This is a genomic window from Salinimonas lutimaris, assembly GCF_005222225.1.
In the GTDB taxonomy this organism is placed as follows: domain Bacteria; phylum Pseudomonadota; class Gammaproteobacteria; order Enterobacterales; family Alteromonadaceae; genus Alteromonas; species Alteromonas lutimaris.
This window is the reverse complement of sequence record NZ_CP036536.1, coordinates 1,475,637-1,500,556: the sequence shown is the minus strand read 5'-3', so window position 1 is coordinate 1,500,556 and position 24,920 is coordinate 1,475,637. Positions and strand designations below refer to the sequence as shown.

The 24,920-nt window shown below is 49.1% G+C and carries 15 protein-coding genes, 2 tRNA genes and 3 rRNA genes; 8 read left to right on the top strand and 12 right to left on the bottom strand.

Annotated features, from left to right (window positions below; translation table 11 throughout):
* Window positions 1-2,030: 2,030 nt before the first annotated feature.
* The 6 genes from rrf to pssA form a co-directional block, all read right to left on the bottom strand.
* Window positions 2,031-2,146, bottom strand: a 5S ribosomal RNA gene (rrf, locus tag EZV72_RS06355).
* 139 nt (window positions 2,147-2,285) lie between these two features.
* Window positions 2,286-5,162, bottom strand: a 23S ribosomal RNA gene (locus EZV72_RS06350).
* A 577-nt stretch (window positions 5,163-5,739) separates the two neighbouring features.
* Window positions 5,740-5,816 (bottom strand) — tRNA-Ile (locus EZV72_RS06345).
* A 1-nt stretch (window position 5,817) separates the two neighbouring features.
* A tRNA-Ala gene (locus EZV72_RS06340) sits at window positions 5,818-5,893 on the bottom strand.
* Window positions 5,894-5,969: 76 nt separating this feature from the next.
* Window positions 5,970-7,504, bottom strand: a 16S ribosomal RNA gene (locus tag EZV72_RS06335).
* Together the 16S, 23S and 5S rRNA genes with 2 tRNA genes alongside form the textbook arrangement of a ribosomal RNA operon.
* Before the next feature lie 355 nt (window positions 7,505-7,859).
* A complete protein-coding gene (gene pssA, locus EZV72_RS06330) occupies window positions 7,860-8,699 on the bottom strand; it encodes a CDP-diacylglycerol--serine O-phosphatidyltransferase (RefSeq protein WP_137166450.1) in 840 nt (279 codons plus the stop codon).
* A 467-nt stretch (window positions 8,700-9,166) separates the two neighbouring features.
* Between pssA and xdp1 the strand changes: the two genes are divergently transcribed.
* Complete coding sequence (xdp1, locus tag EZV72_RS06325) at window positions 9,167-9,901, top strand: exosortase-dependent surface protein XDP1 (protein WP_137166449.1); 735 nt, start codon at window positions 9,167-9,169, stop codon at window positions 9,899-9,901.
* Between the two features lie 88 nt (window positions 9,902-9,989).
* On the top strand, window positions 9,990-12,770 hold the full coding sequence (locus EZV72_RS06320) for a tetratricopeptide repeat protein (RefSeq protein WP_137166448.1): 2,781 nt from the start codon (window positions 9,990-9,992) through the stop codon (window positions 12,768-12,770).
* 54 nt (window positions 12,771-12,824) lie between these two features.
* Here EZV72_RS06320 and clpB read toward each other — a convergent pair whose 3' ends face one another.
* From clpB to rluD, 3 genes are all read right to left on the bottom strand, one after another.
* A complete protein-coding gene (clpB, locus tag EZV72_RS06315; protein ID WP_137166447.1) occupies window positions 12,825-15,413 on the bottom strand; it encodes an ATP-dependent chaperone ClpB in 2,589 nt (862 codons plus the stop codon).
* A 110-nt stretch (window positions 15,414-15,523) separates the two neighbouring features.
* Entirely contained in the window at window positions 15,524-16,255 is a 732-nt protein-coding gene (gene pgeF / locus EZV72_RS06310; RefSeq protein ID WP_137166446.1) for a peptidoglycan editing factor PgeF, read from the bottom strand.
* A 5-nt stretch (window positions 16,256-16,260) separates the two neighbouring features.
* Window positions 16,261-17,241: a 23S rRNA pseudouridine(1911/1915/1917) synthase RluD gene (gene rluD, locus EZV72_RS06305; RefSeq protein WP_137166445.1), complete on the bottom strand. Its 981-nt coding sequence runs from the start codon at window positions 17,239-17,241 to the stop codon at window positions 16,261-16,263.
* Window positions 17,242-17,411: 170 nt separating this feature from the next.
* Between rluD and EZV72_RS06300 the strand changes: the two genes are divergently transcribed.
* Complete coding sequence (locus EZV72_RS06300) at window positions 17,412-18,179, top strand: outer membrane protein assembly factor BamD (protein WP_137166444.1); 768 nt, start codon at window positions 17,412-17,414, stop codon at window positions 18,177-18,179.
* 91 nt (window positions 18,180-18,270) lie between these two features.
* Here the strand turns inward: EZV72_RS06300 and EZV72_RS06295 are convergent, their stop codons facing one another.
* The 3 genes from EZV72_RS06295 to EZV72_RS06285 all read right to left on the bottom strand — a co-directional run bounded on the left by EZV72_RS06295 (window position 18,271) and on the right by EZV72_RS06285 (window position 20,320).
* Window positions 18,271-18,975, bottom strand: a complete 705-nt coding sequence (locus EZV72_RS06295; RefSeq protein ID WP_137166443.1) for a ChrR family anti-sigma-E factor — start codon at window positions 18,973-18,975, stop codon at window positions 18,271-18,273.
* Complete coding sequence (locus EZV72_RS06290) at window positions 18,968-19,579, bottom strand: sigma-70 family RNA polymerase sigma factor (RefSeq protein WP_137166442.1); 612 nt, start codon at window positions 19,577-19,579, stop codon at window positions 18,968-18,970. Before EZV72_RS06290 ends, EZV72_RS06295 begins: the two co-directional genes overlap by 8 nt.
* A gap of 165 nt (window positions 19,580-19,744) precedes the next feature.
* A complete protein-coding gene (locus EZV72_RS06285) occupies window positions 19,745-20,320 on the bottom strand; it encodes an LON peptidase substrate-binding domain-containing protein (RefSeq protein ID WP_137166441.1) in 576 nt (191 codons plus the stop codon).
* A gap of 160 nt (window positions 20,321-20,480) precedes the next feature.
* Here EZV72_RS06285 and EZV72_RS06280 point away from each other — a divergent pair, with 160 nt between their 5' ends.
* The 5 genes from EZV72_RS06280 to EZV72_RS06260 are packed head-to-tail and all read left to right on the top strand — an operon-like array spanning window position 20,481 to window position 24,904.
* A complete protein-coding gene (locus EZV72_RS06280) occupies window positions 20,481-20,912 on the top strand; it encodes a DUF2358 domain-containing protein (protein ID WP_137166440.1) in 432 nt (143 codons plus the stop codon).
* A complete protein-coding gene (locus tag EZV72_RS06275) occupies window positions 20,909-21,628 on the top strand; it encodes an SDR family NAD(P)-dependent oxidoreductase (protein ID WP_137166439.1) in 720 nt (239 codons plus the stop codon). The genes EZV72_RS06280 and EZV72_RS06275 overlap by 4 nt, the downstream gene beginning before the upstream one ends.
* Before the next feature lie 9 nt (window positions 21,629-21,637).
* Entirely contained in the window at window positions 21,638-22,912 is a 1,275-nt protein-coding gene (locus tag EZV72_RS06270; RefSeq protein ID WP_137166438.1) for an NAD(P)/FAD-dependent oxidoreductase, read from the top strand.
* Window positions 22,909-23,637: a DUF1365 domain-containing protein gene (locus EZV72_RS06265; protein ID WP_137166437.1), complete on the top strand. Its 729-nt coding sequence runs from the start codon at window positions 22,909-22,911 to the stop codon at window positions 23,635-23,637. Before EZV72_RS06270 ends, EZV72_RS06265 begins: the two co-directional genes overlap by 4 nt.
* Window positions 23,638-23,647: 10 nt before the next feature.
* Window positions 23,648-24,904 carry an SAM-dependent methyltransferase gene (locus EZV72_RS06260; RefSeq protein WP_137166436.1) on the top strand — a complete coding sequence of 419 codons (1,257 nt, stop codon included), beginning with the start codon at window positions 23,648-23,650 and terminating at the stop codon, window positions 24,902-24,904.
* Window positions 24,905-24,920: the final 16 nt, after the last annotated feature.

The following is a 24,920-nucleotide window of genomic DNA, read 5'->3' as shown; positions in this document are numbered from 1 at the left end:
CGCACAGCGATAACCGGGATCTCTTTGGGGACATTGGCTACCTATAAAAGAGGATGTTTTGCATCAGCCAGACTGTTTACGAGGTCCCCGTTTTCACGGGGATGACGGAAGGTAGTATCAGGGAGCGTTATGGAACATGGCTACCTATCAAAGATGATGTTTTGAATCAGCCAGACTGTTCACGAGATCCCCGTTTTCACGGGGATGACGGAAGGTAGTATCAGGGGCTTCTGTGAATGTCCCCGCTCAAATAAATGATGCCTTCCCGTCCCGTCGTCCCGGAATCGTACAGCGATATCCGGGATCTCTTTGGGGACATTGGTTACCTATAAAAGAGGATGTTTTGAATCAGCCAGGCTGTTTACGAGACCCCTGCTTTCGCAGGGGCGACGGTATATAGGATATTCCCTTTGTACGGGGACGATGTTTTGCTTGCCCCCGTCGTCCCGGAATCGCGTAGCGATATCCGGGATCTCTTTGGGAACATGACTACCTATCAAATATGATGTTTTAAATCAGCCAGGCTGTTCACGAGATCCCCGTTTTCACGGGGATGACGGAAGATAGTATCAGGGGCTTCTGTGAATGTCCCCGCTCAAATAAATGATGGCTTCCCCTCCCGTCGTCCCGGAATCGCGTAGCGATATCCGGGAGCTCCTTGGGACATGGCTACCTATAAAAAATGATGTTTTACATCAGCCAGGCTGTTCACGAGATCCCCGTTTTCACGGGGATGACGGAAGGTTGTATCAGGGAGCGTTATGGAACATGGCTACCTATCAAAGATGATGTTTCGCATCAGCCAGGCTGTTCACGAGATCCCCGTTTTCACGGGGATGACGGAAGGTAGTATCAGGGGCTTCTGTGAATGTCCCCGCTCAAATAAATGATGGCTTCCCCTCCCGTCGTCCCGGAATCGCAAAGCGATATCCGGGATCTCTCTGGGGTCATTAGCTACCTATCAAAGATGAAGTTTTGCATCAGTCAGGCTGTTCACGAGACCCCTGCTTTCGCAGGGGCGACGGTATAAAAGAGATACCCTTTTGCACAGGGATGACGGAAAGTCGGGGACCCCCAATAAATGATGGCTTTCCCTCTCGTCGTCCCGGAATCGCGAAGCGATATCCGGGATCTCTTTTGGGAGCATGGCTACCTATCAAAGAGGATGTTTTACATCAACCAGGCTGTTCACGAGACCCCTGCTTTCGCAGGGGCGACGGAATAAAGGAAATTCCCTTTGCACGGGATGACGGAGAGTCGGAGCCCCCCAATAAATGATGCTTTCCACACCCGTCGTCCCGGAATCGCATAGTGATATTCGGGATCTCCTTGGGGACATTGGCTTCCTATCAAAGATGATGTTTTGAATCAGCCAGGCTGTTCACGAGATCCCCGTTTACACGGGGATGACGGAGAGTCGGAGATCTCTGCTTTCGCAGGGTCGACAGTATATTTGGTGTGTATACAAGGAATTCATTACTCTTTGATAATACGACTCTCACATGGGGGCGGTGAACGGTGAGCGTAGCGAACGAGGGGTGCCGGTGGCACGCCGAGCGTGAAGCGCGCGAGGCATGGATGCCGAGCCGGACTATGCTTCACGGATGAATAGATACTACAGATATCAGGCGGTGATGAGTAACCCGAACAGCCCCGATGGGTTGGGTTTTCATATGATGTAGCGCAGCGTGCTGCGCATAAACGAAAAAAGCCCACTCAAATGAGTGGGCTTTCTCGCGTAATGAGGAGTCTGGCGGTTCACTTCGTGACGAGAACGACTCTCACATGGGGGCGGTGAACGGTGAGCGTAGCGAACGAGGGGTGCCGGTGGCACGCCGAGAGTGAAGCGCGCGAGGCATGGATGCCGAGCTGGACTATGCTTCACGGATGAATCGATAAAAAAGATATCAGGCAGTGGCATAAACCCGAACAGCCCCGATGGGTTGGGTTTCCATATGATGTAGCGCAGCGTGCTGCGCATAAACGAAAAAAGCCCACTCAGATGAGTGGGCTTTCTCGTTTAAATAGGAGTCTGGCGGTGTGCTACTCTCACATGGGGAAACCCCACACTACCATCGCCGCTAATACGTTTCACTTCTGAGTTCGGAATGGGATCAGGTGGGACCGTATCGCTATGGCCGCCAGACAAAAACTGGTGGTTACCGATGTGTCATCGATAACGTACAATCTGGAAAAAACTGATATTCAATCAAAAGTGAGTAACACTACTCTATATGTTTAGCTTGTCACTACAACCTTCACAGCCTGTGGCCGCTTTGGGTTGTATGGTTAAGCCTTTCGGGCAATTAGTACAGGTTAGCTTAACGCCTTACAACGCTTCCACACCCTGCCTATCAACGTCGTCGTCTACAACAACCCTTCCAGACCTTAAAGGTCAGGGATGACTCATCTCTGGGCCGGCTTCCCGCTTAGATGCTTTCAGCGGTTATCCGTTCCGAACGTAGCTACCGGGCAATGCGATTGGCATCACAACCCGAACACCAGCGGTTCGTCCACTCCGGTCCTCTCGTACTAGGAGCAGCTCCCATCAATCATCCAACGCCCACACCAGATAGGGACCGAACTGTCTCACGACGTTCTAAACCCAGCTCGCGTACCACTTTAAATGGCGAACAGCCATACCCTTGGGACCGACTTCAGCCCCAGGATGTGATGAGCCGACATCGAGGTGCCAAACACCGCCGTCGATATGAACTCTTGGGCGGTATCAGCCTGTTATCCCCGGAGTACCTTTTATCCGTTGAGCGATGGCCCTTCCATACAGAACCACCGGATCACTATGACCTACTTTCGTACCTGCTCGACGTGTCTGTCTCGCAGTTAAGCTAGCTTATGCCATTGCACTAACCTCACGATGTCCGACCGTGATTAGCTAACCTTCGTGCTCCTCCGTTACTATTTGGGAGGAGACCGCCCCAGTCAAACTACCCACCAGACACTGTCCTCATCCCCGATAAAGGGACTAAGTTAGAACATCAAACATACCAGGGTGGTATTTCAAGGTCGGCTCCGTATGAACTGGCGTCCATACTTCAAAGCCTCCCACCTATCCTACACAAGTAGGTTCAATGTTCAGTGCCAAGCTGTAGTAAAGGTTCACGGGGTCTTTCCGTCTAGGTGCGGGTACACAGCATCTTCACTGCGATTTCAATTTCACTGAGTCTCGGGTGGAGACAGCGTGGCCATGGTTACACCATTCGTGCAGGTCGGAACTTACCCGACAAGGAATTTCGCTACCTTAGGACCGTTATAGTTACGGCCGCCGTTTACCGGGGCTTCGATCAAGAACTTCGCTTACGCTAATCCCATCAATTAACCTTCCGGCACCGGGCAGGTGTCACACCCTATACGTCCTCTTTCGAGTTTGCAGAGTGCTGTGTTTTTAATAAACAGTCCCAGCCACCTGGTCACTGCGACCCCCAAAAGCTTACTGCGTAAAGCATTCACCTTCAGGGGCGTACCTTCTCCCGAAGTTACGGTACTATTTTGCCGAGTTCCTTCACCCGAGTTCTCTCAAGCGCCTTAGTATTCTCTACCTGACCACCTGTGTCGGTTTGGGGTACGGTTCATATAATCATAAGTTTAGAAGCTTTTCCTGGAAGCAGGGCATCAACAACTTCACTCCCTTGGGAGCTCGTCTCGTGTCTCGACCTTGAAGAACCGGATTTTCCTGATTCTTCAGCCTACTCACTTTCACCTGGACTACCAACGCCAGGCTTGCTTAGCCTTCTCCGTCCCTCCATCACTGATTATACAAGTACGGGAATATTAACCCGTTTCCCATCGACTACGCATTTCTGCCTCGCCTTAGGGGCCGACTTACCCTGCCCTGATTAGCATGGGACAGGAAACCTTGGTCTTCCGGCGTGCGGGTTTTTCACCCGCATTATCGTTACTCATGTCAGCATTCGCACTTGTGATATGTCCAGCAAACCTTACAGTTCACCTTCATCCACTTACACAACGCTCCCCTACCCAGCATGTAAACATGCTGCCGCAGCTTCGGTATATTGCTTAGCCCCGTTACATCTTCCGCGCAGGCCGACTCGACTAGTGAGCTATTACGCTTTCTTTAAAGGGTGGCTGCTTCTAAGCCAACCTCCTAGCTGTCTATGCCTTCCCACATCGTTTCCCACTTAGCAATATTTAGGGACCTTAGCTGGCGGTCTGGGTTGTTTCCCTCTCCACGACGGACGTTAGCACCCGCCGTGTGTCTCCCGGATAGTTCTCATTGGTATTCGGAGTTTGCAAAGGGTTGGTAAGTCGGGATGACCCCCTAGCCTTAACAGTGCTCTACCCCCAATGGAATTCGTCCGAGGCTCTACCTAAATAGATTTCGGGGAGAACCAGCTATCTCCCGGTTTGATTGGCCTTTCACCCCCAGCCACAAGTCATCCCCTGACTTTTCAACGTCAGTGGGTTCGGTCCTCCAGTTGATGTTACTCAACCTTCAACCTGCTCATGGCTAGATCACCGGGTTTCGGGTCTATACCTGGCAACTCAACGCGCAGTTAACACTCGCTTTCGCTACGGCTCCGTTATTTACTTAACCTCGCTACCAAATATAAGTCGCTGACCCATTATACAAAAGGTACGCAGTCACCACACGAAGTGGCTCCCACTGCTTGTACGTATACGGTTTCAGGTTCTATTTCACTCCCCTCACAGGGGTTCTTTTCGCCTTTCCCTCACGGTACTGGTTCACTATCGGTCAGTTAGGAGTATTTAGCCTTGGAGGATGGTCCCCCCATTTTCAGTCAAGATAACACGTGTCCCGACCTACTCGATTTCACATTTAATTCGTCTTCATGTACGGGGCTGTCACCCGGTATCGCGCCACTTCCCAGAGGCTTCCACTAACTTATAAAATGCTTAAGGGCTGCTCCCCGTTCGCTCGCCGCTACTAGGGGAATCTCGGTTGATTTCTTTTCCTAAGGGTACTTAGATGTTTCAGTTCCCCTCGTTTGCCTCGTTACACTATGTATTCATGTAACGATACCTGTAAACAGGTGGGTTTCCCCATTCGGACATCTGTGGCTCAAATGCATTTTGTCGGCTCACCACAGCTTTTCGCAGACTTACACGTCCTTCATCGCCTCTAACTGCCAAGGCATCCACCGTATACGCTTTGTCACTTAACCATACAACCCAAAACAGCCATCTGCTTTGCTTCCTGTGCGGCGCGTTTTTCCTCGTTCAGTCAGTTACATACTCAATGTATGCGCCTTCCCTCACTCGTCAGTCCGCTTGCACAAAAACCAAATCATCGGCTGTTACCACTTATTAAGATAAGTATAACAACCTGACCTGCCCGCCTTTTGACTTCGGGCTTTGGTGATGTTGTATGCATGACAAGCTAATCGTGAATATCCTTGTTATCAATCAAATCGATAACAAGTAATTCGAATCAGATAGAGTAGCTTTTGAAAGAACATCTTTCGATATTCTCAGTTACTCAATTTTGATTGATTACTAATATCAGCTTTCCAAATTGTTAAAGAACATACGCAAAATGACGAATCATTTCACTTTAGGGTAAAAAACCCTAATCAATGCCTACTGTAAACAGTAAATATTCATTAGGATTTCAATCCGTTTCAAACCACTACACATAGGTATGTCCATTTCGCTTGTTGCAGGTAATTTGTTTGCGAGAAGCGCAGTGTGCAAAGCGCACATGAGCATCGCAGCGAGCAAATTAACAATAACAAGTAGAAATGGTAGGCTTGGGCAGACTTGAACTGCCGACCTCACCCTTATCAGGGGTGCGCTCTAACCAGCTGAGCTACAAGCCTATGGTGGAGCTAAGCAGGATCGAACTGCTGACCTCCTGAATGCAAATCAGGCGCTCTCCCAGCTGAGCTATAGCCCCATAAGCGGTTTGTTCTCATTTATAACAAGACTATCTGTGTGAACACTGCATTAAGTGTGTCAGTCGATTCTTTTGGTAAGGAGGTGATCCAACCGCAGGTTCCCCTACGGTTACCTTGTTACGACTTCACCCCAGTCATGAAACACAAAGTGGTAATCGTTCTCCCGAAGGTTAAACTAACTACTTCTTTTGCATCCCACTCCCATGGTGTGACGGGCGGTGTGTACAAGGCCCGGGAACGTATTCACCGCAGTATTCTGACCTGCGATTACTAGCGATTCCGACTTCACGGAGTCGAGTTGCAGACTCCGATCCGGACTACGATATTCTTTAAGGGGTCCGCTCCACATCGCTGTCTCGCTTCCCTCTGTAAATACCATTGTAGCACGTGTGTAGCCCTACACGTAAGGGCCATGATGACTTGACGTCGTCCCCACCTTCCTCCGGTTTGTCACCGGCAGTCTCCTTAGAGTGCCCAACTAAATGCTGGCAACTAAGGACAAGGGTTGCGCTCGTTGCGGGACTTAACCCAACATCTCACGACACGAGCTGACGACAGCCATGCAGCACCTGTGTCAGAGTTCCCGAAGGCACCAATCCATCTCTGGAAAGTTCTCTGCATGTCAAGTGTAGGTAAGGTTCTTCGCGTTGCATCGAATTAAACCACATGCTCCACCGCTTGTGCGGGCCCCCGTCAATTCATTTGAGTTTTAACCTTGCGGCCGTACTCCCCAGGCGGTCTACTTATCGCGTTAGCTTCGCTACTCACAACTTAAAGTCGCAAACAGCTAGTAGACAGCGTTTACGGTGTGGACTACCAGGGTATCTAATCCTGTTCGCTACCCACACTTTCGCACATGAGCGTCAGTCTTTGGCCAGGGAGTCGCCTTCGCCACTGATGTTCCTCCAGATATCTACGCATTTCACCGCTACACCTGGAATTCCACTCCCCTCTCCAAGACTCTAGTCTGCCAGTTCTAAATGACCGTCCCAGGTTGAGCCCGGGGCTTTCACATCTAGCTTAACAAACCGCCTGCGTGCGCTTTACGCCCAGTAATTCCGATTAACGCTTGCACCCTCCGTATTACCGCGGCTGCTGGCACGGAGTTAGCCGGTGCTTCTTCTGTGGGTAACGTCAATCTAAGCAGGTATTAACTACTTAGCCTTCCTCCCCACTGAAAGTGCTTTACAACCCGAAGGCCTTCTTCACACACGCGGCATGGCTGGATCAGGGTTGCCCCCATTGTCCAATATTCCCCACTGCTGCCTCCCGTAGGAGTCTGGGCCGTGTCTCAGTCCCAGTGTGGCTGATCTTCCTCTCAGAACAGCTAGAGATCGTTGCCTTGGTAAGCCTTTACCTTACCAACTAGCTAATCTCACTTGGGCCTCTCTAAGCGCGGGAGCCTAAGCCCCCTTTGGTTCCGAAGAACATTATGCGGTATTAGCCACCGTTTCCAGTGGTTATCCCCCTCGCCAAGGCAAGTTCCCAAGCATTACTCACCCGTCCGCCGCTCGTCAGCGATGTGCAAGCACACCCTGTTACCGCTCGACTTGCATGTGTTAGGCCTGCCGCCAGCGTTCAATCTGAGCCATGATCAAACTCTTCAATTAAAATCGAAAAACTATATATGAATCGTCGGTTGACACTCTTAACGAGTGCCCACACAGATTGTCTTGTTATATATTGTTAAAGAACATTGCCTGATTCGCGTCTAGCGCTTGCCTCAAGCGGGATGCGTATATTACTTCGCATCATTTTTTTGTCAATCAGTTTTTGAAAATTTCTTTTCGTTTTTGATGACTCAACTTCTTTTGAAAGCGGCTTGTTTGCCGGTCTCTCTCGAAGTGGGGCGCATTCTACTGAGTCAGCGTTTTTGTGCAAGCCCTTTTTTCAAAAAACATAAAAAAAGGCGACCAATCGGTCACCTTTTCAACAATCCGGATAGAAACTCATCAAAAATGGTAACTAACCGGACTTATTCTCTTCTTTTGCCGTGTTGTCACTTGATGCGCTATCAGCTTTTGACTGATCCGAAGTATCTTCAGAAGCAAAATCTGCGTCAGCTTCTTCATGATCGCCCACCACGTCATCAAGCGTCACTTTATCAACAGTGCGAAAAGTATTGATAGGGCCAGCCAGTGCATATAATGCAAACACGATAAACAAGACCAGTGCCGGTTCAGTTGCCACTACAACAAATACCAGCAGGATGATCAGAAGTGCAAAGAATGGGACCTTGCCATGCCAGTTCACTTCTTTAAATGAATTGTATTTAAAGTTACTGACCATCAACAGACCGGAAGCAGACGTTACCAGTGCCACTAACCAGCCATAGTCATCTCCATTGGCGCCATACTCTACTCCAACCCACACCAGGCCAGATACCAATGCCGCCGAGGCCGGGCTGGCTAAGCCCTGAAAAAACCGTTTATCAGCAATGCCTACCTGTGTATTGAACCGGGCAAGGCGCAGCGCCGCACCCGCTACATAGATAAATGCAGCCAACCAGCCCAGCTTACCTAATTCGGTCAGCCCCCAGTTGTATGCCACCAGCGCGGGCGCCATACCAAACGACACCATATCTGCCATTGAGTCATATTCTGCGCCAAAATCGCTCTGGGTATTTGTCATACGAGCAACACGCCCGTCAAGTCCGTCGAAAATCATCGCAACAAAAATCGCTACTGCGGCCGCCTCAAAGCGACCGTTCATAGATGATACAACGGCAAAAAAACCAGAAAACAAGCCCGCTGTAGTTAGCAGGTTCGGCAATAGGTAAATCCCCTTGCGTTTGCTCTGTGTCATAGTTCCTCGTAATTCAAATCGGTTCAGCCCTAGTATTTCATAAAACCCGGCATTCGGAAAATAGATACTGCTTTGCTGCACTTATAGATGTATGACCCTGTGAATGAAAATCTGTGGCAATTCACGGAAACCAGCATAGCTCAGCGCTTTGGACCAGAACGGTATGGGCCAGTAACAACAGCCAACATGCCCGGGGTTGTCTACTCAATGTGCTAACCTATTAAAAAATGTACATTTTATTAATAATTAAGTATGCGCTTACATACTTGCCTAATTTATTTACGTTAGCCTAATATCAGCCCTAACTATCAATAGGTTAGCAAAAGTTAATTTGTCAGTATTTTTTACACATGCCTTTCCCAGCCACTCTGTAAAAATTACAACTGATTGATTACAAATGATAATATTTTTTGGCACAGCTTCTGCTAAACTAGATAAAATCAGCTTGGGTATTCTGGAAAATAACAATGAAAGCACTAATTAAAGTATTCACCGCGGTTGCGATATTGGGTGCAGGGATGTCGACAGCTATGGCTGGGGATACGCCCTGGAATTTTGCCAGTTCTAATAGCAACGATGGCAAGCGCATTGGCAATACTCTTACTTACACTTCTCAAGGTGAAACTGTAAAGGTAAATGCGTATTCCGGAGTCAATACAATACATGAAGCAATAGCATGGAAAAATAGCTCTGGCCTGATTGCCTATCAGGGTTGTCAGCAAGAAAAGTCTAATGGAATTTGTGAACAAATCGATGATGATAGTCATGCGATCGATAATTCGAACGGCTTTGATAGCTTACTATTCTCCTTTGAGCAAGCGGTATCCATTACTGGCTTGTCTATTGGTTGGATAGGTAACGATAGTGATATTTCAATTGCAGCTTTTAGTTCTCTACCCTCTTTAGTTGGTAATACATGGGATTCCATTGCGAATAGTGCAATATTCAAATTTAACGAGGCTAATGTAGTCCCGGCAAATTACGGTGCGGACTTTGGTGTAGAAGCAAAATATTGGCTGATTAGTGCGTATAACAACGCTTTCGGTGGGAACTTTTCGAAGGGCAACGACTCCTTCAAACTACTAGCCCTGACCACACACTCGGCGGACGAAGAGCCTCCGGTGGATGTACCGGCGCCAGGTACTGCCATTCTGCTGACATTAGGTGTGGGCCTGATTGCCCTGCGCAGACGTCAAAAGTAAATCCGGTTTAAAATAAAAAAGCCTCGTTTTTAACGGGGCTTTTTTGTGTAAACTATTCTGACACATCCCGATTCACAACGAGGTAGCAGTGAGAAAAGGAATTAAAGGGTGCCTGCTGGGCACAATGTTAGTGAGTAGCTCACTGGTGTGGGCTGATACTGCGCAACAATATGATGACGCCCTGACTGCATTTAATGAAGGCGAAATTCAGTCTTCTTACCTGCTGCTAAAACAGGTACTGAAAGATAACAGTGATCACTTGCCCTCTAAATTACTGATGGGACGTATTCTGCTACTTGACGGTTATATTGGTGAAGCCATAGACGAGCTGGAAGAGGTGTTACTGGCTGGCGGTGATGTGAACCTGGTTATGCCACCGTTGTCCCGGGCTTATCTGTTTGCCGGAAAATACAATAAGATCTTTGCCATTTTAAATCGTAATGAGCTTAATGACGAAGCCCGGCTGTCTGTTACGCTGGTTGCCGGTACTGCACATAGTCGATTAAACGAGCGGGATAAAGCGGTAGCCTTGTATAACCGCACACTCAAGGAATTTCCCGACTCGGTAGCCGTACTGAATGCGCAGACGACATTATTAACCGAGTTAGGTCGGGTTGATGAGGCTGAACGTTTGCTGGACAAAACACTGGCGATCAATCCTGATGGTATTTTTACCTTACTGGCAAAAGGCAAGCTGGTCGATGCTAAGGGAGAATCAGCTTTACCCATTTATGCCCGGGCCATGGAACTGGCTCCTGATAACCCGGCGGTTATGCGCGCTTACGCCGGTGCGCTGGCAGAAGACGGTCAGTATGAAAAAGCCTCATCCATTGTTGATGATATAGAAAAGCAAACCCCGGGAGATGTGCAAAACCAGCTGCTAAAGGCGCGTATTCTTGCCCTGACCAAAAATCAGCTGGAAGCGGATAAAATTCTTAAAGCGCTGACTGAACGTCTGAGTCTGTTAACTGACGAGCAGCTTAACGAGCAGATTGAGCTGAGTCTGATTACCGGGATCGTGGCCTATCTGAATAACAACTATGATTTGGCCAGTACTGAGCTAACCCGCTATATCGGCAAACGGGATGCAACACCTGAACAAATTGGGATGCTGGCCGATGCCCTGCTAAAAACAGGCGGCTATAAAGACGCTGCCAAGATGCTGGAAAAACATGAATACCTGGTGGTAGAGAACCTTACCCTGGCACGGCTTAACTGCGAGCTGTTTATGGCGCTGAAAAAATCGTTCAAGTGTGAACAGATGATGCCTGAACTTGAAAAGCGTTATGCCGGCGAGCCCCAGCTGGATATTCTGCGTACCAAGGTACTGTTAAATAAACGTCGGTTCACTGAAGCCGCCGCGATATTAAACGGCCCGCTGGCCACATCCGATGAAGCCGAGGTTATGGGACTTAAAGTCGCACTGCACAGCGACCAGCGCGACTATGACACGGCGTTGCCACTGGCCCGACAGTTACTGGCCAAACAACCCGATAGCCTGGGTCACCAGGCAATCGTGGCAGATCTGTTAATTCGAACCAACCAGCTGGAAGAAGCCACCCGCATTGTAGACGGTATTTTGAGTAAGGAGCCTGAAAATATTGCCGGACTGGTGGCCCGCGCCCGAATCGCGTTTTTTCAGAATGACTATGCCCGCTCACGCAAAGCCATTGATGACGCCATTAAGCAGGACAAAACCAGCGTGGCCGCCCAGATACTGGCTGCACAGATTTATCTGGCGGATGATCGTCAGGAAACCGCAATTGAGCATCTGGTATCAGCCAAAACGCTGGATAAATCCAACATTCTGGCGCGGGAATTACTGGTATCGGTGTATCGTGAGCAAGGTGACAATAAAGCAGCACTAGCAGAGATAAATGCGTTGCTGGGTATAGAGCGCTTATCTGCCCGTTATCATATGGAAAAGGCATCGGTGCTTAATGAAATGAAAGACGCCCAGGGCACCAAAACCGAGTTGGATATGGTATATGCGCTATGGTCAGAGCAACCTCAAAAGCTACTGTCTCTGGCCCGTTTTCAGGCCGACAGCGGCGATGCCGAAGGTGCCGACCGTTCTTACCGTACGGCTATCGGGCAAGCTGCGGATGAACAGATTGGTTATCTGGAATATGCTTCTTTTTTAATTAGCCACACACAGTTTGAGCAGGCCAGCGCTGTTATTGCCAAAGTGAACGGTCAGTTTGGTTTATCTCCGGACTTGCTGCGCATAAAAGGCGATTATGCCAGAGCGACCGGACAACCTGAGGCTGCTTTTGACCATTATCTGAATGCACTGCATATGGACAGCAGTTACACCCTTCCTTTGGTGAATGCCTTCGAGCTGGCTAAACGCGGGGTTAAGCGGGATACACTGATAAGCTACCTGACTGCACAGAACCAGACAGACAGTGCACCAGTATTCAAAAAGCACCTGCTGGCTGACCTGTATTACACTGCCGGCAGCTTTGAACAGGCTGAGCCGTTATATCAGGAGCTGTTAAAAGCTGAAAAACTGACAAACCGGGCGTTTGTGTTAAATAACCTGGCCAACATTTATGCCGGTACCGATAACACAAAAGCGCTTAAAATGGCCGAACAGGCCCTGACACTGATGCCCAAATCCGCGGCACTGCTGGATACCAAAGGCTGGATTATTGCGCTGCAGGAGGATTACCTGACCGGACTGGGCGTACTTCGTCAGGCTTACACTATCGACTCGTCAGACCCTTCTGTGCATTACCATATCGCATTTGCGTTATACAAACTGGGCCGACATGATGAAGCCAGACAAATGTTGATTGAACACAATACACTGGAGCGCACCTTCAGGGAAAAAGAGGATGCGCAGGCACTGTTAGACAAACTATAAAAAAGAGGCCATAAGGCCTCTTTTTTTACGCTGAATAAAACAACTGTCACATTGCTATAGCGCACCATCCTGCTTAAGGATGACAATCTGGTCACTTTCCTCGTCAATCCGGATGGTAGACTCCGGTAACAGGCTGCCTGATAACAGCGCGTGGGCCAGCGGGTTTTCAATCTGGGTCTGAATGGCGCGCTTAAGCGGCCGGGCCCCAAACACCGGATCAAACCCTGCCTCTGCCAGTTTATCCATGGCACGGCCGGATAATTCCAGCTTATAGCCTTTGTCAGCCAGGCGTGCCCTGAGTGAGGCCAGCTGAATCTTGGCAATCGACTTGATCTGCTCTTTACCCAACGGATGAAACACCACCAGATCATCTACCCGGTTGATAAACTCAGGCCGGAAATGTTGCCCGACGACTCCCATTACCAGCGATTTCATTTCTGCATACTGACTTTCAGCTGCTTTGTCCTGAATGATATCCGAGCCCAGATTTGAGGTCATAATCACGACGGTGTTTTTGAAGTCTACCGTACGCCCCTGCCCGTCGGTCAGACGGCCATCATCCAATACCTGTAAGAGAATATTGAATACATCCGGGTGCGCTTTTTCCACCTCATCCAGCAAAATCACAGAATAGGGTTTACGCCGTACTGCCTCAGTCAGATAACCGCCTTCCTCATAACCCACATAGCCCGGTGGAGCCCCTACAAGACGGGCAACCGAGTGCTTTTCCATAAATTCGGACATATCGATGCGAACCATGGCGTCTTCGGTATCAAACATAAAACCGGCCAGAGTTTTACACAGTTCGGTTTTACCCACACCGGTTGGCCCCAGAAACAAGAATGAACCGATTGGACGATTAGGATCTCCCAGTCCGGCGCGTGAGCGACGAATGGCGTTGGATACCGCGGTTACCGCTTCACTCTGGCCAACCACCCGCTTGTGCAGTACATCTTCCATGCGCAGAAGTTTGTCTCTTTCACCTTCGAGCATTTTGGTAACCGGAATACCGGTCCAGCGCGACAATACTTCCGCAATTTCAGCATCGGTGACCTTGTTTTTAAGCAGTAAGGTTTCCCGGGTTTCGTTTTCAGCGGCTTTTTCCAGCTTCATTTCCAGCTCAGGAATACGGCCATACTGCAACTCAGACATCCGGTTTAAGTCGGAGGCACGGCGGGCAATTTCCAGATCCAGCTTGGCCTGCTCCAGCTCAGATTTTATTGTCTGTGTGCCCTGCATCGCCTCTTTTTCTTCTTTCCAGATATGCTCAAGCTCAGCATATTTCTGCTCAGCCTGTTCACGCTCCAGTTCAATCATTTCAAGCCGCTTATGACTGGCATCATCGGTTTCTTTTGCCAGTGCCTGCTCTTCGAGCTTTAGCTGAATGACCCGTCTTTCCAGACGGTCCATGTCTTCTGGTTTAGAATCAATCTGCAGGCGAATACTGGACGCCGCCTCATCAATCAGATCAATGGCTTTATCCGGTAACTGGCGATCACTGATATAGCGATGGGACAAACTGGCCGCCGCAACAATCGCCGGGTCGGTAATGTCCACCGAATGATGAAGCTCGTAGCGCTCTTTTAATCCGCGCAGGATAGCAATCGTATCTTCCACCGATGGCTGCTCCACCAGCACTTTTTGAAAGCGCCGTTCCAGAGCAGCATCTTTTTCGATGTACTGGCGATACTCATCCAGTGTGGTAGCACCCACACAGTGCAGCTCACCGCGGGCCAGAGCCGGTTTGAGCATATTTCCCGCATCCATAGCGCCGTCTCCTTTCCCGGCGCCTACCATGGTATGCAGCTCATCGATAAATAAAATCACCCGGCCTTCTTCTTTCGCCAGTTCGTTGAGCACGGCTTTTAAACGCTCTTCAAATTCGCCACGGTATTTGGCCCCGGCCACCAGCGCGCCCATATCCAGCGACAGTACCCGCTTGTCTTTCAGCCCTTCAGGCACTTCACCATTAACAATGCGCTGGGCCAGACCTTCAACAATGGCTGTTTTACCCACACCAGGTTCACCAATCAGTACCGGGTTATTCTTGGTACGGCGCTGCAGAACCTGAACCGCCCGGCGAATTTCATCATCCCGGCCGATAACCGGATCCAGCTTACCCTGCTCTGCCCGTTCGGTCAGATCAGTGGTGTATTTTTCCAATGCCTGGCGAACATCCTCAGCATTCGGATCGGTCACCTTCTGGCCACCACGCATTTTATCAATAGCGCCTTCAACTTTATCTCTGGTGATATTCACATCGCGCAGAATGCTGCCCAGGCGGCCTTTATCCTCAAGCGCTGCCAGCAGAAAAATTTCTGAGGTAATGTATTCATCTTTGCGCTGCTGACTGATTTTGTCACACAGATTCAGTAACACGCCGCTTTCCTTGCTCAGCTGTACATCCCCGCCAATACCCTCCACCCGCGGAATCCGCTCGATGGCTTCGCTTAGCGCAGAACGCAGGGCATTAACATTGACACCTGCCTGGTCGAGTACCGGACGCACCGACCCTCCCTGCTGATTAAGCATGGCGGTCATCAGGTGCACCGGCTCAATAAACTGATGATCACGGCCCAGTGCCAGTGACTGAGCATCGGAAATAGCTATCTGAAACTTGCTGGTAAATTTATCTAATCGCATACCCTGAACTCCTGCATGACGCAGTGCAAAAAACCTTGCTTAATTTATGGGTACAGGTGAAATGTGATTCAAGAGAAAAGGAGAAAAATCCCGAACTTAGTTGATCCAGCTCAAGCCAGACCGATGACCGAGACAAGTCGTCCGGTAGGCACCGCCTGCTCATGCTGGGCGCGGCGATGTGAATACAAACGGTGGGCGTCTGAATAGGTACACAGCGCACTGTTTGTTATAGAGCCAACGCCGGCGTGGGTCAGTTGTGCAGCAGCAATACCCGGTAAGTCCAGCAGGTACTTGTTATCCGCTGAAGGGTCCGGGGCGACATGACCAGCATAGGCACTAAAGCGCCGGGCAAGTGCATCGTCTACCTGATAGCAGGCCTGACTGATGGCCGGCCCAATCCATGCCAGCACATCTGCCGGGCTACTTTGCATAGCGTACAGGGTGTGGCTGATAACGTCCTGCTCCAGCCCCTGCCAGCCAGCGTGCACGGCAGCCACTTCTGTGCCCTGGCGATTGCACAGCAGCACCGGAACACAGTCGGCCGTCATCACTGCGCACCAAAAATTCGGCGCGCGGCTGATCGCCGCATCTGCCGAGGTATTCTGCTGAGTAGGAAGGGTTACAACGGTATGCCCATGCACCTGATTAAGCCAGGTGATTTGCTGTGCACCAGGAAGCCGGTTGCGATTAGCCGTCACATGGTCAGGATCATCATCAACATGCGCGCCCACATTCAGGCCTGAATACCGACCGCCACTCACACCACCTTCACGGGTGGTGCTGTACGCGGTGATATTGCCCGGGGCCGGCCAGTCGGGCCTGATAAGGGGCAGCCTATTCATCAAGGCTACTCATCAATACCGTGTTCTTTAGTATCTGCGCGGATTTCTGCCAGAAGCGTGACCATATCCTGCGGTAACGGTGCCTTGAATGTGATCCACTCATCGCTTACCGGGTGAAACAATGACAGCTGGGCAGCATGCAGGGCCTGACGATCAAATCCGCGTAACACATTAACAAACGACTCTGATGCCCCTTTAGGTAAACGCGGACGACCGCCATATTGTGGATCGCCTACCAGCGGGTATTTAATATGCGCCATGTGTACCCGAATCTGATGCGTACGACCCGTTTCCAGTTTCAGCCGGATATGCGTGTGGTGACGGAATTTCTCAATGACCCGAAAGTGAGTTACCGCCGGCTTGCCGGTTTCACGCACCGCCATCAGGGTGCGTTTGGTGGCATGGCGGCCAATGGGTGCATCAACCTCACCGCCACCGACCATGGTGCCAATCGCTACCGCTTCATATTCACGGCTCATTACCCGGTCCTGTAGCTGATTGACCAGGTGGGTCTGGGCGGGCACGGTTTTAGCTACCACCATCAGTCCGGTGGTGTCTTTGTCCAGCCGGTGCACGATACCGGCACGGGGAACTTTGTCGATATCCGGCACATGGGCCAGCAGCGCATTCAGCAAGGTGCCATCACTGTTACCTGCCCCAGGATGAACGACCATATCCCGGGGCTTGTTAATAATCAGGATTTCATCGTCTTCATAAACGATATCCAGTTCAATGTCCTGCGGTTTGCTTTCGGTCTGTACTTCCAACTCAGCCGTCACCTGCACTGTGTCTTCCAGCGCAATCTTATGCTTGGGAGTAGTATTTACTTCCCCGTTGATAGTAACATGACCGTCTAAAATCCAGCTTTTTAGCTTGGAACGCGAATATTCAGGGAACAAATCAGCTAAAACCTGATCTAATCTCTGACCAAAGTGCTGCGGCTCGGTTACCGCCTCTAAATTCACGATATGTTGTGACTGAGTCATACTGTACTAATTGGTTTGAATGATAACGCGCATTATAACAAGCTTTGGCCAATGTTCAGGTAATCTTTACAGGATTTCTATGGTCTAATGACAAATGAGTGCGTTAGAATGCCTCGATAAAATGCGAACAAGCAATACACCAAAGACAAGTTTGGGGAACAGTAGAGTATATGAAGTCATTACGATTTATGGCGCCATTAGTCGTCGGAGCCATGGTATCTGTAGCAGGATGTAGTTCTTCTGATGATGCAGAGGAAAAAGCAGCGCTGGCCAACATGGGCGCACAGCAACTGTACGAGCGAGCTAAAGAAAGCATGGAGTCGGGTAACTTCACTGCTGCGGCCAATACTCTGAGTGCGCTGGATTCCCGCTATCCATTTGGCCCCCTGTCCCACCAGGTACAGCTGGATCTGATTTACAGCTATTACAAGTCAGGCAAAACCGATGAAACCATCGCCACGATTGACCGGTTTATCCGTCTGAATCCGAATCACTCGGATGTGGACTATGCCTTTTATATGCGTGGTCTGGTGAATATGGAAGCCGACGCCAATCTGTTTCAGGAAATGATGAATATTGACCGGGCTGACCGGGACCCGGCTAAGTCACGCCAGGCATTTGAAGATTTTCGTCGTCTGATTCGTCAGTATCCGGACAGCAAGTACGCCGCTGATTCACGAAAGCGCATGGTGTTTATTAAAAATCGTCTGGCTCGCTATGAAATAGCCATTGCACGTTTTTATATGCGTCGGGAAGCTTATGTCGCTGCTGCTAACCGGGGACGTTATGTTATTGAGAATTTCCCGGATTCTGATCAGGTACAGCCGGCGCTTGAGATTATGGTATCAAGTTATGAACAGCTTGGGCTGACTGAGCTACGGGACAACGCCATGAAAACATTAAAGCTGAACTATCCGGATAGCGAATACATCAGCTAACCAGCCTGCCTGCGAGCCTGCCAGTTTAAGCAGGCTTTTTCTTTCCTGCGCGACTTGTTGTTTTAATGAGTGGCGAGTGTGCGACCACACCCTATCTGAAAAATAGCTGACTGAACGGGTTAAGTAAGCGAGCCAGACCTGATGTGAAATGTAGAGGCTGGTCAAGAATACTGAATACCAGACAACCATTAATATCATCTGAACGGGGAGTATGGGTTTTGTTATCATCCATATAAATAAGATCCCCAGCCTGATAATGATTAATACCGTCACTGAAATGGCCATCAAGCACCAGGGTGTACTCTGAGCCTTTATGGGTGTGTTCAGGCACCGTTCCGCCCTGCCCCATAAAAATAAAGTTTGCCGCTCCCCCCGTATTCAGTTCAATCGGCGCCTGCCACAAATGTCCCACCAGACTGCTCCAGTTTCCCATACCGGACACAAACTTACGTAAGGTTTTGGGCACAACAAACTGCCGCCCTTCAAGTTCAATGTAGGCGGGTAGCGCTGAAGATACTGAGGTACGTGCAGATGGGGCCGGCCGTAGCGGTCTGTCTAAAGAAGTGATCTGGCTGAGCATAGTGTCAAATTGCTGCCTGAGCTCGGCAGGCTGTTCTTCCATCGATGCATCAGCATAAAGCAATTGCTCCGCCTGCATGGCAGCTTCTTGCTTTACGATAGTTTGACAACGGGTGCACATATCACAATGTGCAGATATCATAATTGATTCAACAGGTGACAACCCGCCCTGAGCAAATTCCGATAATTGCTCAGGACGCGGATGAAATTTAATCATTATCTTGCAGCATAACCTTTAGTCGTTGTAGAGCCAGACGAGTTCTTGATTTTACAGTACCCAGCGGAATGCTTAACTCATCCGCCACTTCCTGTTGTGATTTGCCGTCGATATAAATTGCTTCAATCACTGCTTTTTGCTTTACCGGAAGTGATTCGAACATAAAACCAATTTGCTCAAGCGTAATCTGCTCATCCAGCGATGTTTCGTTGGCATCTGCAGTCTGTTCACACAGCACTGGCCAAAGATCATCAGAGCATACATCTTCTTTGCGATTTTGAAGTTTGCGCAGCATATCAAAGCGTATGTTACGTGCAATAGTAAAGATCCAGGTAGAAGGGCTGCCTTTTTCGGCATTGAACAGGTGGGCTTTTTGCCAGACATTAGACATGGTGTCCTGAACCAGTTCCATTGCCAATGCTTCATTTCCCATTTGCTTTAATGCATAGGAGCGAAGCCGTGGTGCAAAATAGCTAAAGACTCTGGCAAAGGAGCGTTTACAACGGGCTTCTGCAATAGTCACAATGTATTCAGACATTTCAGTCGCGCAATCTTTAGGTTTAACAACACTGTTGCTTTGTTCTAATGGAATTCCAACTAACATAAGCTTCGTCCGCATTTCCTGTATGGTGATAATAAACTACAGCCGAAAAGTTGAAGCTTCCTGCCTAACTGGATTACAGATTTATAATGATGAGTTGGCACAGTACCATCTCATTTTATTAACCTAACCTGAATTATTTTTATCTATGTGAAGTATTTACACATATCAATGTATCAATGTTTTCAGGTATGCCAGCAATGCAGAGCAATCATGTTGAGCAAGGAATTGTTGTTTTTCCCCGGCATCTACCGGTAACAACTCCAACCATCTGTTTAATACCCAATGGGCATTTTCAAACCTGGGATGGTCGTAGAGGTCACTGACCTCAGGATAACGCTCAAACAGCTCTTGCAACCTTTCCACCATAGGTGAAATTTGTGGAACAGAAACATCGCAATGGCACTGGGCCAAGTCCTGACAATCACCAAACCGAAGTCCGTCGCTGTCCGTTTCAATGTTTCCGACCGTTACACCAGAGATTCCAGCAACCTTTATGCCAAGCAGTCCATCTTGTAATAATTCAAAATCAATTACCCTTGCGGTAGTGGCATATTGACAGATATGCGTATTGTTTTTTTTCTCTCCCTGCGCGTTCAGCATACACACGGCAAACTCAGAATTGTTAGCGCACACTTCCTTTACCATCCTTATATATCGGGGCTCAAATATACGTAAAGCCATTCTGCCTTCGGGTAAAAGATGCGCGGTGAGCGGAAATAAAGGCAGCCGATTAACAGACATAGGTAATAATAATTTATGGAAGAATGCGTAAGTGTACGCCGCTTGATATGAATTGGATCGTCCCGCCCTGATGTTGTAATGATTGGGAAAAATATTCCCAAACTGATCCCCGGTGTGAAAATATGGGTAATCGATTTAAACATTTTACATTCTGACTGCCATGCCACTGATTGAAGAATTTTGTTCCATATATCGAGACCTTACAAAAATTTCATCTTCAGATTTGCAGCGTATCTATACTAACAATGTAGAATTCATCGACCCTATTACCACGCATCATGGTCTGGGCGAGGTTCAGCAATACTTTGCGAATTTGAAAGACGTCGCTACCTCATGCGAATTTACTATTTTTGATGTTGTGCATTGCGCTGATAACCCGGCCGGGATTTCACATGTACTCAACTGGGAGATGAAGCTGGTGTTAAATAAGCCACATAAATGTGTATTTTTAACTGGTACAACACAGCTAAAACAAAATGAAGACGGCTTTTATTATCACCGTGATTTTTATGATTTAGGTGAAATGGTGTACGAACATGTTCCGGTACTGGGATGGTGTGTTAAAGCAATTAAAAGGAAACTGGCGTCATGAAAACCATGCTGATCACCGGCGCAACCTCTGGCATAGGTGAAGAACTGGCGCATCAGGCTGCCGCTGCCGGATACCAGGTTATTGCCTGTGGTCGTAACGAGGAGAAACTGGCGCAACTTAGCGCCATAGAAAATATCTCTACCCTGCAGTTTGATATCACATCCGCCGATGATTGTGCCCGGGCACTGTCCGGGGTCAGTGCCGATGTTGTGGTACTCAATGCCGGTACGTGTGAATACGTCGATATCGACGATTTTCAGACCGATATGTTCAGACGGGTGTTTGAAGCTAATTTTTTTGGTGTGGTGAATTGTGTTAACGGGTTACTACCTGCTCTGAGAAAAGATAACAAGCTGGTGATTGTTGATAGCATGGCCCGGCTGTTCCCTTTCACCCGCACACAGGCCTACGGCTCAAGTAAAGCGGCGCTGCATTATTTCACTAAGTCGCTGGAAGTTGACCTTTTTGATAAAGGTATAAAGGTGCAGGCCGTGTCGCCCGGCTTTGTAGAAACTCCGCTCACCGAGCAAAATGACTTTGATATGCCTATGCTTATCAGTGTAGAGCGGGCAGCCAGTGATATGCTCAAAGGCATTGAGAAAGATCGCCAGAGTATATTTTTCCCCACTCGCTTTGGCTGGATTATGCGGTTTTTACATATTCTACCCACGGCATTACAGCGCAAGCTGTCACTCGCCATGCGCAACAAGCAATAGAGAATAATAATGACAAAACCTAAAGTTGCCATTATCGGAACAGGGATATCCGGGCTGACCTGTGGCCACCTGTTACACACCGAACACGATATTACCGTGTATGAAGCCAACGATTATATTGGTGGTCATACTGCTACCAAACCGGTATCGCTGCGAGGCGAAACACTGAATATTGATACCGGCTTTATTGTGTTTAATGACTGGACCTATCCAAACTTTATCAAGCTGATGGACAAGCTCGGGGTGAGCAAACAACCGACCGAAATGAGTTTTTCGGTGCATGCCAGTCAGTCTGACATTGAATATAACGGCAACAACCTGAATACGCTGTTTGCCCAGCGCCGCAATATTCTGCGCCCCAGATTCTGGCGCATTGTTAAAGATATCCTGGCCTTTAATAAGCAATGCAAAGCCTTGATTGATGCAAACACCAATGTGGAGGGCAAGACGCTTTTTGGCTACATACAAGAGCTTGGCCTGAGTGACGATTTTGCCAACTTCTATATTCTACCGATGTGCGCAGCCATCTGGTCAGCAAGTCTGGAACAGACACGGCAGTTTCCGCTGACCTTCTTTTTGCAGTTTTTTAATAACCACGGTCTGTTAAATGTTAACCACCGGCCACAGTGGTATACCCTGATTGGCGGCTCGTCTTCTTATATCAAACCCTTAACTCAGGGATTTGAACAACACATCCGGTTGAATTGTCCGGTGCATACGGTTCAGCGCAGCAGCCAGAACCCCACCAAATGGGCGGTTACCTGCGCCGCTGACACCGAGGAATTCGATCACGTTATTTTTGCCTGTCACAGCGATCAGGCGCTGGCTATGCTCAGTGAGCCTGAGCAGGCTCACCAGGATATTCTGGGCAGTATTCCCTATGCCGATAATGACGTAGTACTGCACACCGATATCCGACAACTGCCGGAGCGTCGCCTGGCCTGGGCAAGCTGGAATTACCGGCTGACCGAAAGCGTTGAGGAAGCCAGCCGGCCGGCTACCGTCACGTATGATATGAATATTTTGCAGCGCCTCGACAGTCAGGCCACCTTTTGTGTCACCCTGAACAATACTGCCCAGATAGATCCGCAGAAGATTATTGGCCAGTACACCTACGCGCATCCTCAGTATAGTCATAATATGGTCAGTGCCCAGCAGCGACGCGATGAGATCTGTGGTCGCGACAATCTGCATTTTTGTGGCGCGTACTGGTACAACGGCTTTCACGAAGACGGGGTTAACAGCGCGCTGGACGTAGCCAGACGCTTTGGAGCCACCCTGTGACCGAAAGCGGTATTTACCATGGCACAGTGTATCACGAACGCTTTATGCCCACCCGGCACCGCTTTACCTATCAGATTTACCTGTTATGGTTAAATACAGCGGAGCTGGAAACCTTAAGCCATGATGTTAAACATTTTTCATCCATGCACCGGGCACTTGTTGAATTTCGTAGAAGTGATTATGTTGGCGACGAGTCGGTAAGCGTGCAACAGGCAGTATTAGCCAAGATTGAATCAGAGAGCGGCCTGAAGGTGGAGGGCGATGTGTTTTTTCTTGGTCAGCCACGTACATTTGGCCTGTATTTCAGTCCGGTTAATTTTTATTTTGTCCGGCCATACGGCCAGACACGTTTTAGTCATATGCTGGCCGAGGTCTCAAACACGCCCTGGAATGAACGTCACTACTATGTGGTTGATTTACGCACTCAGGAAGACACCGAAAAACAGTTTCATGTGTCGCCCTTCAACCCCATCGAGATGACTTACCAGTGGCGGATTGGCCAGCCTGGCAAACGGTTTGCCATGGCCATGGACTGTTTACAGTCAAAGCGCGATTTTACCGCAGCATTACAATTAGAACGGGTTCCCCTTACCAGCAAATCCTTACGAGGCGCGCTGCTGAGGATCCCAGGTATGACAGTGAAAACTGTAGCGGGTATTTACTGGGAGGCACTGAAGCTCTGGCTAAAGCGCACACCCGTGTATACCCATCCCGATAGTAAGTAGGAAGTTAACCATGTCACACGGTGAAACAGTTGTTAGTTTAGCACCCACTGGTTCAGCCATTGACCGCAGTTGCCGGACGATGTTTTTGAACGTCATGCGTATTTTGCCGGAAGGCTATATGGAAATCCGGGAGCGAGGCGAAACGATTGCGGCTTTTGGCGATAAGCAGGACCCGTTAAAAGCGGTAATTGATATTCAGCACATTCAGGCATACCGCAGACTGCTGCTTGGCGGGAGTATCGCGGCCGGTGAAACTTACATGGACGATTTATGGCGCAGCCCTGATCTGACATCGGTGATCCGCATCTTTGCCCGCAATCTGCCTTTTCTGGATAAATGGGAAGATAAATTCAAGTGGGTTACCATGCCCCTGCATAAAGTGCAGCATTTCTTTCGCCGTAATACTACCGACCAGGCCAAGAAGAACATTGAAGCTCACTATGATTTGGGCAACCGGTTATATACTCGCTTTTTAGACCAGAGCATGATGTATTCTTCTGCTATCTATCCGGATATTAACAGCACTCTGGCCCAGGCCCAGGAGCACAAGTTACGGACCATCTGTAACAAGCTGCAGTTACAACCAGACGACCACCTGGTGGAAATTGGTACCGGCTGGGGTGGTCTGGCGGTTTTTGCCGCTAAGCATTATGGTTGCCGGGTCACCACCACCACCATTTCTGAAGAGCAGCATGACTACGCCCGTCAGTGGATAGACCGGGAGGGGCTGAGCAATCAAATCACCCTGTTGAAAAAAGACTACCGACTGCTGGAAGGCCAGTACGACAAACTGGTCTCCATTGAGATGATTGAGGCAGTCGGCAAACGGTATCTGGGCAACTTTTTTGCCAAATGCAGCAGCCTGCTGAAACCAGAAGGGCTGATGGTACTGCAGTCCATCACTATTGACGATCGGCGGTTTGAAAGTTATGCAAACAGCGTGGACTTCATCCAGAAATACATCTTCCCGGGAGGCTTTCTGCCCTCACAGCTAGTGATAAATGAGGCGCTCAGAAAACACTGTGATTTGTCCATCCGCGATGTGGAGGATATCGGCCTGGATTATGCCCGCACGCTGGACGACTGGTATCAGGCATTTATGAGTGCCAAAGAAGCCTTACTGACCGATGGCTATGACGATAAGTTTGTCAGAATGTGGACATACTATCTTAAATACTGTGAAGGAGGCTTTTTAGAGCGCACCATCAGCACGGTACAGCTGGTCATGACCAAACCTCACTGCCGACAACCCCTGTCCCGCGGGTAAGATGGCGTGATAAGCC

Coding starts and splice junctions, on each gene's coding strand:
- EZV72_RS06285 (WP_137166441.1), bottom strand. CDS start 20,320: ATGTCTGTTAATCGGCTGCCTTTATTTCCGCTCACCGCGCATCTTTTA.
- clpB (WP_137166447.1), bottom strand. CDS start 15,413: ATGCGATTAGATAAATTTACCAGCAAGTTTCAGATAGCTATTTCCGAT.
- EZV72_RS06290 (WP_137166442.1), bottom strand. CDS start 19,579: ATGTTAGTTGGAATTCCATTAGAACAAAGCAACAGTGTTGTTAAACCT.
- rluD (WP_137166445.1), bottom strand. CDS start 17,241: ATGACTCAGTCACAACATATCGTGAATTTAGAGGCGGTAACCGAGCCG.
- EZV72_RS06280 (WP_137166440.1), top strand. CDS start 20,481: ATGCCACTGATTGAAGAATTTTGTTCCATATATCGAGACCTTACAAAA.
- EZV72_RS06270 (WP_137166438.1), top strand. CDS start 21,638: ATGACAAAACCTAAAGTTGCCATTATCGGAACAGGGATATCCGGGCTG.
- EZV72_RS06295 (WP_137166443.1), bottom strand. CDS start 18,975: ATGATTAAATTTCATCCGCGTCCTGAGCAATTATCGGAATTTGCTCAG.
- xdp1 (WP_137166449.1), top strand. CDS start 9,167: ATGAAAGCACTAATTAAAGTATTCACCGCGGTTGCGATATTGGGTGCA.
- pgeF (WP_137166446.1), bottom strand. CDS start 16,255: ATGAATAGGCTGCCCCTTATCAGGCCCGACTGGCCGGCCCCGGGCAAT.
- EZV72_RS06300 (WP_137166444.1), top strand. CDS start 17,412: ATGAAGTCATTACGATTTATGGCGCCATTAGTCGTCGGAGCCATGGTA.
- EZV72_RS06260 (WP_137166436.1), top strand. CDS start 23,648: ATGTCACACGGTGAAACAGTTGTTAGTTTAGCACCCACTGGTTCAGCC.
- pssA (WP_137166450.1), bottom strand. CDS start 8,699: ATGACACAGAGCAAACGCAAGGGGATTTACCTATTGCCGAACCTGCTA.
- EZV72_RS06275 (WP_137166439.1), top strand. CDS start 20,909: ATGAAAACCATGCTGATCACCGGCGCAACCTCTGGCATAGGTGAAGAA.